The organism is Endozoicomonas elysicola (assembly GCF_000710775.1).
In the GTDB taxonomy this organism is placed as follows: domain Bacteria; phylum Pseudomonadota; class Gammaproteobacteria; order Pseudomonadales; family Endozoicomonadaceae; genus Endozoicomonas; species Endozoicomonas elysicola.
In genome coordinates this window covers 4,768,148-4,780,768 of the sequence record NZ_JOJP01000001.1, presented here as the reverse complement: position 1 = coordinate 4,780,768, position 12,621 = coordinate 4,768,148, and the positions used below count along the sequence as shown (strand labels likewise).

Annotated in this window: 12 protein-coding genes; 2 read left to right on the top strand and 10 right to left on the bottom strand. The window is 52.0% G+C overall.

The window, feature by feature from the left end; translation table 11 throughout:
• Nucleotides 1-30 precede the first annotated feature (30 nt).
• The 6 genes from GV64_RS20155 to rsxA form a co-directional block, all read right to left on the bottom strand.
• Nucleotides 31-756: an electron transport complex subunit E gene (locus GV64_RS20155; protein ID WP_020581593.1), complete on the bottom strand. Its 726-nt coding sequence runs from the start codon at nt 754-756 to the stop codon at nt 31-33.
• Nucleotides 746-1,462, bottom strand: coding sequence for an electron transport complex subunit RsxG (gene rsxG, locus GV64_RS20150; protein WP_020581592.1), 717 nt, complete (start codon nt 1,460-1,462; stop codon nt 746-748). The genes GV64_RS20155 and rsxG overlap by 11 nt, the downstream gene beginning before the upstream one ends.
• A gap of 3 nt (nt 1,463-1,465) precedes the next feature.
• Nucleotides 1,466-2,548, bottom strand: coding sequence for an electron transport complex subunit RsxD (rsxD, locus tag GV64_RS20145; protein ID WP_051087791.1), 1,083 nt, complete (start codon nt 2,546-2,548; stop codon nt 1,466-1,468).
• 56 nt (nt 2,549-2,604) lie between these two features.
• On the bottom strand, nt 2,605-5,151 hold the full coding sequence (rsxC, locus tag GV64_RS20140) for an electron transport complex subunit RsxC (protein ID WP_201772503.1): 2,547 nt from the start codon (nt 5,149-5,151) through the stop codon (nt 2,605-2,607).
• A gap of 65 nt (nt 5,152-5,216) precedes the next feature.
• Nucleotides 5,217-5,807, bottom strand: a complete 591-nt coding sequence (gene rsxB / locus GV64_RS20135) for an electron transport complex subunit RsxB (RefSeq protein WP_020581589.1) — start codon at nt 5,805-5,807, stop codon at nt 5,217-5,219.
• A gap of 71 nt (nt 5,808-5,878) precedes the next feature.
• Nucleotides 5,879-6,463: an electron transport complex subunit RsxA gene (gene rsxA / locus GV64_RS20130; RefSeq protein WP_020581588.1), complete on the bottom strand. Its 585-nt coding sequence runs from the start codon at nt 6,461-6,463 to the stop codon at nt 5,879-5,881.
• 427 nt (nt 6,464-6,890) lie between these two features.
• Between rsxA and GV64_RS20125 the strand changes: the two genes are divergently transcribed.
• Nucleotides 6,891-7,613, top strand: coding sequence for an SDR family oxidoreductase (locus GV64_RS20125; RefSeq protein ID WP_020581587.1), 723 nt, complete (start codon nt 6,891-6,893; stop codon nt 7,611-7,613).
• An 83-nt stretch (nt 7,614-7,696) separates the two neighbouring features.
• On the top strand, nt 7,697-8,938 hold the full coding sequence (locus tag GV64_RS20120; protein WP_020581586.1) for an NAD(P)/FAD-dependent oxidoreductase: 1,242 nt from the start codon (nt 7,697-7,699) through the stop codon (nt 8,936-8,938).
• A gap of 162 nt (nt 8,939-9,100) precedes the next feature.
• Here the strand turns inward: GV64_RS20120 and GV64_RS20115 are convergent, their stop codons facing one another.
• The 4 genes from GV64_RS20115 to GV64_RS20100 form a co-directional block, all read right to left on the bottom strand.
• Complete coding sequence (locus GV64_RS20115) at nt 9,101-9,472, bottom strand: nitrous oxide-stimulated promoter family protein (protein ID WP_034844419.1); 372 nt, start codon at nt 9,470-9,472, stop codon at nt 9,101-9,103.
• Between the two features lie 189 nt (nt 9,473-9,661).
• Nucleotides 9,662-10,825, bottom strand: a complete 1,164-nt coding sequence (iadA, locus tag GV64_RS20110; RefSeq protein ID WP_020581584.1) for a beta-aspartyl-peptidase — start codon at nt 10,823-10,825, stop codon at nt 9,662-9,664.
• 12 nt (nt 10,826-10,837) lie between these two features.
• Complete coding sequence (locus GV64_RS20105) at nt 10,838-11,701, bottom strand: ABC transporter permease (protein ID WP_020581583.1); 864 nt, start codon at nt 11,699-11,701, stop codon at nt 10,838-10,840.
• Complete coding sequence (locus tag GV64_RS20100; protein ID WP_020581582.1) at nt 11,698-12,615, bottom strand: ABC transporter permease; 918 nt, start codon at nt 12,613-12,615, stop codon at nt 11,698-11,700. The genes GV64_RS20105 and GV64_RS20100 overlap by 4 nt, the downstream gene beginning before the upstream one ends.
• Nucleotides 12,616-12,621 lie beyond the last annotated feature (6 nt).

Genomic DNA, 12,621 nt, shown 5'->3' with positions numbered 1-12,621 from the left:
GCATTGATATGATAAGTCGCTTCTTGTCAGCTAGATATTTCCGGTAACCCTTACCCGTTTACTCTCTCTAGGAGCCAAAGGTTCTAAGTTCTTTCTTCTCTCTTCCATGCGTCGATCAATAATATTCTTAATCGCAATCAGGAAGCCCATAAAGACAAAGGCGCCGGGAGGCAGAATGGCAAATAGGAACTGCTTATAGTTGGGAATCACTGTAATGGTCCAGTCAGCAGCAATAGGTCCCAGCAGCAGGTCCATGCCGGAGAACAGAGTGCCCTGACCAATCAGCTCTCGCAGAGCGCCCAGCAATACCAGAATCACAGCAAAGCCGGTGCCCATCATCAAGCCATCAAAAGCGGCTGGCAGAACCGGGTTTCTGGAGGCAAAGGCATCGGCCCGACCCAGGATAATGCAGTTGGTCACAATCAGTGGAATAAAAATACCCAGTATCCGGTAGAGCTCATAGGTGTAAGCCTGCATCAGCAGTTCGATACAGGTGGTGAATGACGCAATAATCATCACAAACACCGGCAGGCGAATGGCATCTGTAACCTGGTGTCGTATAAGAGACACCGCAACGTTTGAGCCCATCACAACCAGCATGGTGGCTATACCCAGGCCAAGCGCATTGACTACGCTGCTGGAAACCCCCAGCAGTGGGCACAGGCCTAACAGCTGAACCAGTGCCGGGTTGTTTTTCCAGAGACCGTTCAGAGCAATCTTTGCGGCCTGACTTGTGGGAGATGTTTCATTCGTCATTTTGAATCTCCTCGCGGACTCCGGTCATCCTGAGCGGATCCAGCAATAGATTGCGATTTGCCTCAAAGTATTGGAGTGCACGGTAAACCGCGGCAACAACCGCTCTAGGGGTTATGGTGGCACCGGTAAACTGATCAAATTCACCGCCGTCTTTTTTCACGCCCCAGCCTTCGCCTGCAGGGTTGCTCAACGATTTGCCGGCAAAGCCGAGAATCCAGTCGGTGACATTGGTGTTGATCTTGTCGCCAAGCCCCGGAGTTTCTTTGTGAGTAATGGCCCTGACACCTGCCAGTGTGCCATTCCGGTTGATGCCAACCAGAAGCTCAATTCGCCCGCTATAACCGTCAGGTGCGGTGACGGGCAGAATGACAGCAGAGACCTTTCCATCATTCAGGGCAATATAGGCTTCGCGTTGATCCTGGCTTGAGAGCAAACGGGATGGCTCCAGAACAATTTTGGAATCAACAAGCACATTGTCGTGAGTGTCTGCCGGTAAAATCTCCATCAGTGCTTTGGCTTCATAGGCACGAACCTGCGTTTCTATTCGCTCCTGAGTCAGGATCCAGGTAATGGAAATAAGGCCTACGGTAAATACGGCAAACAGGCCAAGGCCTAGGCTATTGCGAAAAATGCTCTGAAGCAGACCATTCCCGCTGGGGGGGGGGCTGTCGGTTGTGTCTTTTAAAGGAATCTGGCCGTCACTCATAATTCAGTCCTTCTTTGGCAGGCCTTTATTGGCCTTGCGATGGCCATACGTGCGTGGCTGGGTGTAATAGTCGATGGTGGGGGCTGCCATATTCATCAGCAACGTAGCAAAGGCGACACCGTCCGGATAACCACCCCAGGCACGGATCACGTACACCATCACGCCGACACCTGCACCAAAAATCAGGCGACCACGGTTACTGGTTGCACCACTGACCGGGTCCGTAATGATGAAAAATGCACCCAGCATGGTGGCCCCACTGAGCAGGTGGAACAGTGGGGAGCCATGACTGTCTGACCCGGTACCGCTCCAGAAAAGGGTTGCCATCACTGCAATGGCGGCCAGCATTCCAACAGGGGCATGCCAGGTGAATACTTTCCGCCAGATAAGGAAGACACCGCCGGCCAGATAGGCCAGGTTAACCCACATCCAGCCACGACCGGCCAGTCCATCAAATACCGGGTTGGCTTCCCACAACTCGTTTATGGTCAGACTTTTGTTTTCCCTCAACACATCCAGTGGGGTGGCCATGCTGATGGCATCAACACTGACACCTTGCCCCAAGGGGAAAATGGTGAACAGTGCATCGGTCAGACTGTTGTTATGGCCTTCCAGCCCTAGTGGTGGAAGCCAGGTGGTCATCTCCTGTGGAAACGAGATCAGTACCAGAACATAGCCCAGCATGGCCGGGTTAAAGGGGTTCTGACCCAGGCCTCCATAGAGGTGTTTGCCGATGACCATACCGAAGGAGACTGCGACCAGTGACAGCCACCAGGGTGCGAAAGGTGGCAGCGCCAGCCCCAGCAGTAAACCGGTTACCAGGGCGCTGCAATCACTCAAATAGAAACTCACAGACCGTTTGCGCAGTGATACCACTGCCGCTTCACAGCCCATTGCGATCAGGGAACACCAGAGAACATTGATCAGTGTGCCCCAGCCAAAAAAGACCGTTTGTGCGATCAGGCCGGGGATGGTGGCCATGATCACCAGATTCATGACTCGCTGAGTGCTGTTTTGTCCCAGCGTGTGGGGTGAGGTCTCTCTTCCCCTCTGGCTGATGGATGATCTGCTGTTAATCAAAGCCATTCAACGATTCCGCTCTTGTGTGTCTTTCTCGTGCTTATTTAGTTCAAGGCTGCTGGTCATGAAAGTATCTCCAGAGCCTGCTTCATGTCCGCCGCCTTTTGCTCTGCTTCTGCCAGCTGTTGTTTCAGCGTATCCAGTTCATCTTCACCGGCACTGGCGATCGCTCGCTGAAGTTTTTTTACCGCAGCATTGGCCATGGCCGACTCGATTTTCAGCTTCTTGGCTTCATCGCTTAATGGGGCTTTGGCCTTTTTAGCGGATGCACTGACACCTGCAGAGGGTGTTTCGCTGACTGAAGACTCTACTGCTGCTTCTCCTACATTGCCGTTGGTAAGATTATCCAGCGCCTGCTGCATTTCAGCTGCTTTTTGCTGGGCTTCTACCAGTTGCTGTTTCAGTGTCTCCAGCTCATCGTCACTGGCACTGGTGATGGCTCGCTGAAGCTTTTTAACGGCTGCATTGGCCATGGCCGACTCAATCTTAAGCTTTTTGGCTTCATCGCTTAGTGGAGCTTTGGCCTTTTTTGCTGATGGTTTTGCATCAGCGGAAGGTGTTATCGCCGTTTCTGCCGGAGGGGCTAAAACGACGACTTCAAGGCTCTTGATTTTCGCCTGACACTCATCGACGGCTTGCTGAAAAGACTCTGTGCTCTCATTGTTGCTTTCAACTGCTTCTGCCAGTGCTCGCTCTGCTTTTTTCAAAGCAGCTTTGGCCATGGCCAGTTCAACCTTGCGTTTCTTCTCATCGTCAGAGAGTACCGGTTTGGCTGATTTGTTTTTATTACTGTCATTAGCAGCATCAGATTGAGCGCTTTCGTCAAATGACTGCTGAAGCTTGGTGACCTGATCATTCAACATCTGAAGGTTAGACTTCAGTTGTTCAATATCCCCATTGCCAGAGGCTTCTGCAGCCGCAAGCGCTCTTTCCGTCTTTTTGGCCTGGGCTTTGGCCATAGACAGTTGAACTTTCAGTTCTTTCTGTTTGGCTGAAAGCTGTTGACTGGGCGCCGAAGGCTCTTGTCTGGCAGGTGTAGATTCAGAAGACCCTGCAGCAGCGGCTGCCTTTCGTGCTTTTGCCCGGGCAATGGCGGCTTGGATTGGGTCTTCTTCTGCTTTGGCATCGCTCTCGGTGTTTTCTGCTGCCTTGGCGGCCTTCAGTTTTGCAGCCCGCTCGGCATTGGCTTTACGTTTGGCTTCTTTCTCTGCTTTTTCCTGTTCCAGTCGGGCCAGGCGACCTTCGTAGCGCTGTTTAGATCGCTCGGATTTGGCGTGCTTGGCTTCCTGGGTTCGAATAGCTCCTTTGGATGCCCGGTAATACTGAACCAGTGGAATAGACGACGGGCAGACGAAGGAGCAGGCACCACACTCAATGCAGTCAAACAGGTTGTGGTGCATAAGCTGCTCATGGTTCTCAGCCTTGGCATGCCAGTAGAGCTGTTGAGGCAGTAATGACGATGGGCACGCCTCTGCACAATGCCCACAACGGATACAGGCCTGGGCATCCGGTGCGTCTGGAAACTCATCCTGAGTCGCGGCAATCAGGCAGTTTGATGTTTTGATCACCGGGATATCCATGCGGTCCACGCTGAAGCCCATCATGGGGCCGCCAAACACCAGTGTCGCTAGCTCGGACTCTTTAAGGGCAGCGTAGTGCAGCAGGTCTTCCGCCAGTGTACCGATTAATGCGTCTACATTTTGTGGCGTTGCCAGTGCATCGCCGGTGAGCGTGGTGATGCGAGAGATCAGCGGCTTGCCTTCGAGAATGGCTTCTTTGACCGAAACGGCGGTTCCCACGTTCTGGACCACCATGCCCAGATCTGCAGGCAGCTTTCCAGATGGTACCTCCTGACCGGTAAGGATCTGGATCAGCTGTTTTTCACCACCGGAAGGGTAGATGGTTGGGAAAACGACGATGTATATATTCTTTCCGGTCGCTGCTTTTCGCATCGCAGAGATGGCTTCCGGTTTATTGTCTTCAATACCGATCAGGCACTCTTGGGCACCCAGCATGTATTGAAGGATTTCTGCTCCCTGAATAACCGCTTCCGCCTTTTCCCGCATGAGCATATCGTCAGCGGTAATATAGGGTTCACACTCCGTACCATTGAGAATCAGCGTGTTGATTGTTGTGTTGGGAGCCAGTTTGATGGCGGTTGGGAAACCCGCGCCACCCATGCCGCTGATACCGGCATTACGAACTTTCTCTACCAGCTCTTCAGACGACAGCTGACGATAATCCGCTACTGGAGCCAGTTCACACCATTGATCCTGCCCATCGGTGTCCAGAATGATGCACAGGTCATACATGCCTGAGGCGTGAGGAATTGGGCGGTTCTCAATGGCCGTAATAATGCCCGAGGTGGGTGCATGCAAAGCGGCGCTGACAAAGCCGGACGCTTTGGCAATCATCTGACCTTTGAGTACTTGGTCCCCAACGCTGATAATCGGATCAGCGGGCGCGCCGGCGTGCTGAGATAATGGCAGAACCAGTGTTTTGGGCAGAGGCGGAACACTGACAGGGCAGCCGGTTGACTGATGCTTGTTTTCTTCAGGGTGGACCCCACCGGTCAGCGGCCAGATTTTACGTTCAGAACTTGCGATCACCTGGCTCCTGGAAACATGGCTTTGGGTGTCTAAGTGTTGAGGGGCTGGGCTTTTTGCTATTGCGTTCATACGGTTTGCCCCCTGCGATCAGTGGCAATCAAACCAGCCTTTCCGTGATTCGGCTGGGGCAACTCCCAGCTCCACGTTCTGACCGTGATATCCACAGGGCGCATTTCGATGCAGTCAACAGGGCAGGGCTCAACACAGAGGTCGCAGCCGGTGCACTCATCAGAGATAACCGTATGCATCTGTTTGGCAGCACCAAGAATGGCATCTACAGGACAGGCCTGAATGCACTTGGTACAGCCGATGCACTCCGCTTCTCGAATAAACGCAACTTTCGTGACCGACTCCTGCCCATGCTCAGCATCCAGCGGTTCAGGCTCGACATCCAGCAGGTCGGCCAGCGTGTTGATGGTTGCCTGCCCGCCGGGAGGGCACTTATTAATGGCATCACCATTAGCAATGGCTTCCGCATAAGGGCGACAGCCGGGATAGCCACACTGACCGCACTGAGTTTGAGGCAGAATTTCATTAATCTGGTCAACAATCGGGTTGCCTTCCACCTTGAAGCGGATAGAAGCAAAACCGAGAATGGCCCCGAAAATCAGGGCGAGAGCCAGAAGGGCTCCAATAGCGTAAAGAACAATTTCCATGGACTAGCGCAACCGCTCCTTCAGCTTTTTATGTCGTCTGGCATTTCTCATCATTGCTCGAAATCCTGCGCTCACAGTTTGATCAGCCCGGTGAAGCCCATAAATGCCAGCGACATCAGGCCTGCGCTGATCATACCAATGGCTGCCCCTCTGAATGGTGTTGGTACATCCGCAGCGGCGATGCGCTCACGCATGGCAGAAAACAGCACCAGTACCAGGGAAAAGCCGGCCGCAGCTCCAAAACCGTAGGTGGCCGAATCCACCAGTGAGCTGTCCATACGGTTGGTGTTCAGCAGGGCAACCCCAAGTACCGCACAGTTGGTGGTGATCAGTGGCAGGAAGACGCCCAGCACCTTATGCAGCAGCGGACTGGTTTTGCGTACCACCATCTCGGTGAATTGCACCACCACGGCAATCACCAGAATGAATGAGATAGTCTTCAGAAATTCCAGGTTCAGTGGCAGCAGGATGTACTTGTACGTTAAATAGCTGCAGATAGAGGCCAGTGTGAGTACAAAAGTGGTGGCCATTGACATGCCCATGGCCGATTCCAGTTTGTTGGAAACGCCCATAAAGGGGCAGAGTCCAAGGAATTGGACCAGTACAAAGTTGTTGACCAGTATGGCGCTGACCAGAATCAGTATCAGTTCGCTCATTGGTTTCCCTGCTGCAATGCCTGACTTTTAAAGAGCCGGCCGATCAAAAATGCGGTTGGATACCTGATGGAAGGCGTCAAGTATATATTCCCGAAAAAAGCAGATAAATGACGTTTAAAGACGCAAATCGAATAACGATAAGCCGGTAACCGATTTGGGTGCTTTTTCCGGAAGACTCATCAGGCCTTAATTGAACAGCCTTGGCTCAGGAGGCGGGGATTATAACGCCACAACAGGCAGGATGCATGTAGTGATGGCTGTAATGAAGTTGGAGGATACCGAATAACAAACAATGCCTGATATATCCTCATCAATCAGCCGTTTCAGATCAGCTATCTTAACTATCTGTTCTTTAAATACAGATACTCGGGTTCACCACACGCTGGTGGACTGAAACCTCAGGATATACTCCCGCAGGAGTCCCGCCATGAATAAGCCATTGGTCGTGATTACCGGAGCCAGCTCTGGTATCGGTGAAGCGGTTGCCAGGGCCATGAGTCAACTTGGGCATCCATTGTTATTACTGGCCAGAAGGGTTGAGCGTTTGGAGGCTCTGGATCTTCCGGATGCACTTTGCCGGCGAGTGGATGTAACGGATCGTGATACCTTGAAGCTGGCTCTCGAAGAGGCGGAGTCTCGCTACGGAGATACGGACTGTCTTATCAACAATGCAGGGCTAATGCAGCTGGGGCGTGCCGACGAACAGGACCCTGCCGAGTGGGATGCGATGGTTGATGTGAATATCAAAGGTGTCCTGAATGGCATTTATGCCGTTGCTCGTCAGATGAAAGCCCGAAAAGGGGGAACCATTATTAATATCAGTTCAGTGGCTGGTATTAAGGGCTTTCCAAACCATATGGCCTATTGTGGAACCAAGTTTGCAGTGCATGGTTTGTCTGAAACGCTAAGAGAAGAGCTGGCTGACGACAGTGTACGGGTGGTAACCATCGCACCGGGAGCGGTAGAAACCGAGCTGCTGAGTCATACAACATCCAGTGAAATCAAGGATGGCTATGAACAGTGGAAAGATGGCATGGGAGGCGTTATTACTGCAGAAGATATTGCCCGCTGTATTTCCTTTGTTTATCAGCAACCGCAGAATGTCTGTATCCGTGAACTGGTGGTGACGGCTACCCGGCAAACGGCATAAGGCGTTTTCACGCAGAAAACATCGCACTTTGATCTCATTATGATAAGTTAATCTGACTGACTCAGTGTTCGAGGTATGTGGCCATGGCGGGGAAAAGTGCGGTGGTACTTGGAGCCGGAATGGTGGGTGTTTGCTCTGCACTCCATCTGCAGAAAACTGGCTACCAGGTAACACTGGTTGACCGGAAAGCGCCCGGGATGGAAACCTCATATGGTAATGCCGGGCTCATTAATCGTGGTTCTGTATTCCCGCTCAGTTTATCGGATATAACCCATCACCTGTCCGGGGCCCTGTTAAAAAATCACCCCAATGTGCATGTTCATTTGAGTCAGCTACCGCATTACTGGCGCTGGCTCTATTATCTATTGGTTCGAAACAGTCAGTCTAGCTATGAAGCGTCGGTAAAGGGGCTGGACAGTCTCTTCCAGTATGCCGTTGCCGAGCACAGGAAACTGCTGGATATGTCCGGTTGTCGGGAATTGCTTCTGGAAAAAGGCTGGCTCCGGTTATACCGGGAAGAGGCGTCCTTCCAGGCAGTCCAATACCAGAGAGATTACTATGACCGGTTAGGTATTCGATATGATATTTTCGATCCGGAGGGGATCTCGGAACTGGAACCGGCGATCACCTCTGGTTTCCGTAAAGGGGTTTTGATCCGGGATACCGCTTCATTTGAGGACCTTTCCGAAGTCATCAATGATTATGTAACAGCTTTTCAATCCTCCGGTGGTCAGTTCTTTCAGGCATCTGCTCAAACTATTACCAGAGAGGGTGACAACTTTCTGATTGAGACCCATGGGGAAAACATCAGAAGCCGTATAGTGGTGCTGGCACTCGGCCCATGGAGTGGGGAACTCTGTGAAAAGCTGGGTTATCGCTTTCCCATGGCTGCTGAGCGAGGGTATCACCAGCACTTCCAACCTTCGGATGCCTTTCAGTTGAGTCGACCGATTCATGATGTGGAAGGCGGCTATGTTATGTCGCCAATGAAAAGCGGCTTGAGACTGACCACCGGTATTGAGTTGTCTGCCCGCGATGCGCCGCCGGTTTCAAAACAGCTTTATCAGGCGAGCCATAATGCCCGCGACGTTTTTTCTCTGGGTAATCCAGTCGGAGAAGTCTGGATTGGCAGCCGACCTTCCATGCCGGATGGTCTGCCGGTCATTGGCGAAGCACCGAGACACCCTGGTCTCTGGTTTGCCTTTGGTCATGGTCATGCCGGTGTTGGGATGGGTGCTATAACTGGGCGGTTGATTGCCGAGCTTATCAGTGGAGGAAAACCGGTTATTGATGTCTCTCCATTCAGCCCGGCAAGGTTTAAGTAGCTGGCCATATGGAATCGAATATTTCTGGCTACTTGAGCAGGTACTATGCAAGGCACAACGGAAGGAGCATAGCCCTAGCTATGTGACTGGAGTTGTAACACAGCAAAGTGCCTGAACAAGAAATCAGAAATATATGATTTCATCTGGTTAGCTACTTATCAACTAATTCAACGTTCTCTGCTTTTTAGGATGTTCTGGGGCAGTCTTTCGGTCATCGATAAGATGCTGAATCGTCAGCACCGGGTGCTTCAATAGCAGACGAGGCCCAGCCCACTTCATCACTTCACGAATTTGTTGCCGTTGATCCGGCTTGTAGCAGTGGACATTGCAGTTAGCGCAGGTGGGTTTTTCAGCACCATAGATGCAGCGCTCAAGGCGGCGCTTGCTGAAAGCCAGCAGTGAGAGGCAATCATTGCACAGGGTGGGGTGCTGGTGATTGTGCTTGCAGTAAAGCTCAATCATGCGGGTAACGGTGAAGTATTCACGCGTCAGCCTGGGGTGATCTTTCAGGGGGCCTTCGAGAGCGAGGGGCATAAACAACGTAACCTTCTCTATTTCGAGAAACCTATCCTCCCACAATCCGCCTCGATTGCCAAACAGGCGATACTTGCTTGTCCATATCCTTTTCTTTAACCACAAAGGCACCAAGACACAGAGGCCTAAGTTTAAACTGTGTGTTCTGGTGCCTTTGTGGTTTTATTCAGATGCTTTAAAGAATCCTGTTTATTCGAACGTCCCTTTAACAATGGCTTCACCACTGGCAACCATCCACTGCCCTTTGGCGATGGTATCGGTCAGTTGCAGTGAGTCCTGATCCAGCAGAACCACATCACCATCAAAACCAGGCAGCAACTGCCCTTTTCTGTCTTCAAGACCAATCTGATGGGCTGCGTTGATGGTTACAGGAGCCAGCATCTGGGAAAGGGTTAACCCTTTCTCAACACCTCTGCGAACTTCGATCAGCAGGGAATCCGGAGTACCTACGCCCATACCGATGATACGGGTACGGTTTTCATTCCACTTTGGCATTGAACCGCCGGCATCAGAACTGAAGGTAAAGCGTGATTCAATACCTTCTTCAATGCTCATCCGCGTGGCATCAGCACAGGTGATTTTCCCGGCTCCACCATCGTCATGAAGAATTCCTGTGCCGTCTATATAGGCACCCATCTTCGCCAGTCTTACTGCAGATTCCCAGGTATCTGGACGGTTAATATGGGTAGGCACGAAACGTTCTGGCTGGTAATCACTCACTTCAAGGATATCGAAAACCTGATCAAGGCAGGCTTTTCCGGCACCGGTATGCACCGTGATGATGCCTTTCTTATTGGCAATCAACGAGGCTACCCGTACTTCACTGACCAAGTGGCCCAGTTCATCACGGGTGACAAACGGACCACGATGATCGGCAACAGCCAGCTTTACACCGATGACCGGGTCAATAAAGGCAATATCCCGTTGTACCGAACCGGTAATCGTTGGGGATGGAAGGTGGTAAGCACCAGTAATCATCACTGCGGTGATGCCTTCTTCATTGAACCCTTTGGTTTTGGCGTAAAGGCTTTCAACATGCCGGGAGAGTGAGTCTGTGCCCAGTAATCCAAGTGCAGTGGTTACACCATTAAGGGTTTGCTGGGTCAGGGTAAGTTCCGGAGTGCGGGTTCGGTAACCACCTTCGCCCCCACCACCAATAAAGTGCTGATGGGTATCAACCAGACCGGGGATAGCCAGTTTGCCCTGACCATCAATCACTTCAACAGGGCCAATCAGACCGGATTCATTGATGTTTTCTTCTATGGCCAGAATTTTGCCATTAGAAATCAGAATATCTTTTCGGCCGAGGGCTTCGGGAGCAAAAACATCGGCGCCTTTGATCAATAGCTGCATGATTCGAAATTCCTATTTCGGGTCCAGTGCCGTGCGCAGGCCGTCACCCAGAACGTTGCAGCACAAAACGGTAAGAAAAATACAGAGCCCGGGATAGAGAGTGAGGTACATATAACCATCTACTGCTATAAAGTCCCGGCTGGAGGCGAGCATGGCACCCCACTCAGGCGACGGTGGCTGAGCACCCATGCCCAGGAAGCTGAGGCTGGCAGCCGTCAGAACCGATGTGCCTACCCGCATGGTGAAATAGACCAGAATGCCACTGATGGTGCTGGGCAGAATGTGCACAAACATGATGCGACTATGGCTCGCGCCCATGGTGGTTGCTGCGCGAACAAATTGTGAGTTAAGTACTGACAGTGCCGAACTACGGGTAATCCGGGCAAAGGTCGGCGCACTGAAAATGGCAATGGCAATGATGACGTTCATAATGCCGCCGCCCAGCACCGCAACAATGGCAATGGCCAGCAGAAAGCTGGGAAAGGCAAACAGGACATCGGCTGCACGCATGACAATGCTGTCCAGCCAACCGCCGCGGTAGGCGGCCAGAATGCCGATAAATGACCCGACCAGTGCACCGATCGTGACGGAAAGAAAGCCAACCGTCAGCGAGACACGGGCGCCATAGACCAGACGGGTAAACAGATCGCGGCCGTAGATATCCGTGCCGACCCAGTTCTCTGGTGAGGGCGGCATCAGAATGCGGTTATAGTCAAAGTCGTTTGGCCCATGGCTCAACAGGAGCGGGGCAAATAGCGCCATCAGAATCATAATGAGCAGGGTGATGCCTGCAGCAATGGCCAGCTTTTCCCGTTTGAAACGCATAAGAAAGAGCTGGAACGGCGAAACGGATGGCGAGGTCGTCGTACTGCTCATTTGAGTCGAACCTGCGGATTAATAACGGTGTAAAGCACATCAACGACGAAGTTGATCATGACAAAGTGGAATGAGTAGAGCAGCAGCAGTGTCTGCACCACTGGATGATCACGGGCGACCACCGACTCAATCAGCAGAGAGCCAAGACCGGGCAGACCAAAAATGGCTTCAACGACAATGGAGCCACTGAGAATAAAGCCGATCTGCAGACCTATTACCGTGATGATGGGCAGCATGGCGTTTCGCAGGGCGTGCACATAAGTCACGTTAAAGCGTTTTACCCCTTTGGCCCGGGCAGTCTGGATATAGTTTTCTGAGAGCACATCCAGAAACGCGGAACGGGTAAAGCGGGCAATTACCGCTGTACCCATCATGCCAACGGTAATGGCAGGCAGGGTCAGGTCGGCCAGTGATTGAAAGCCGGTCGGATTAAACCATTGCAGCTTCACGGCAAAGACTTGGATCAGAATAAGGCCGAACCAGAATTCGGGCACCGAAATGCCTGATACTGAAAAGACCATACATGCCCGATCCAGAAACCTGGACTTATGGGTTGCTGCAACCACACCCAGGATAATACCAGCGGGAATAAACCACAGGGATACCAGGGTCAGTTTGGCAGTCAGCACATAGCGATGGGACAACACGTCATAGACGGCATCACCGGAAATGAGTGAGGTGCCAAAGTCCAGTTGCAGCAGGTTGACCATGAAGAGATAAAACTGCTGGTGAAGCGGGAGGTTGAGTCCCAGCTTCTGTCGCAGAATTTCCATCTCCTGAAAAGTCGCATCTTCACCGGCAATCATGCGTACCGGGTCACCCGGCAGCATGTGCACAAAGAAGAAGGCCAGAATGGCAATGACCAGCATGACGCCCAGGGTGCCCATCAGGCGTTTGAGGATATATTGCGGCATTACGGT

Bases quoted from the DNA above. Each gene is read 5' to 3' on its own strand.
- GV64_RS20155 (WP_020581593.1), bottom strand. From the start codon at position 756: ATGACGAATGAAACATCTCCCACAAGTCAGGCCGCAAAGATTGCTCTG.
- rsxG (WP_020581592.1), bottom strand. From the start codon at position 1,462: ATGAGTGACGGCCAGATTCCTTTAAAAGACACAACCGACAGCCCCCCC.
- rsxD (WP_051087791.1), bottom strand. From the start codon at position 2,548: ATGGCTTTGATTAACAGCAGATCATCCATCAGCCAGAGGGGAAGAGAG.
- rsxB (WP_020581589.1), bottom strand. From the start codon at position 5,807: ATGGAAATTGTTCTTTACGCTATTGGAGCCCTTCTGGCTCTCGCCCTG.
- rsxA (WP_020581588.1), bottom strand. From the start codon at position 6,463: ATGAGCGAACTGATACTGATTCTGGTCAGCGCCATACTGGTCAACAAC.
- GV64_RS20125 (WP_020581587.1), top strand. From the start codon at position 6,891: ATGAATAAGCCATTGGTCGTGATTACCGGAGCCAGCTCTGGTATCGGT.
- GV64_RS20120 (WP_020581586.1), top strand. From the start codon at position 7,697: ATGGCGGGGAAAAGTGCGGTGGTACTTGGAGCCGGAATGGTGGGTGTT.
- GV64_RS20115 (WP_034844419.1), bottom strand. From the start codon at position 9,472: ATGCCCCTCGCTCTCGAAGGCCCCCTGAAAGATCACCCCAGGCTGACG.
- iadA (WP_020581584.1), bottom strand. From the start codon at position 10,825: ATGCAGCTATTGATCAAAGGCGCCGATGTTTTTGCTCCCGAAGCCCTC.
- GV64_RS20105 (WP_020581583.1), bottom strand. From the start codon at position 11,701: ATGAGCAGTACGACGACCTCGCCATCCGTTTCGCCGTTCCAGCTCTTT.
- GV64_RS20100 (WP_020581582.1), bottom strand. From the start codon at position 12,615: ATGCCGCAATATATCCTCAAACGCCTGATGGGCACCCTGGGCGTCATG.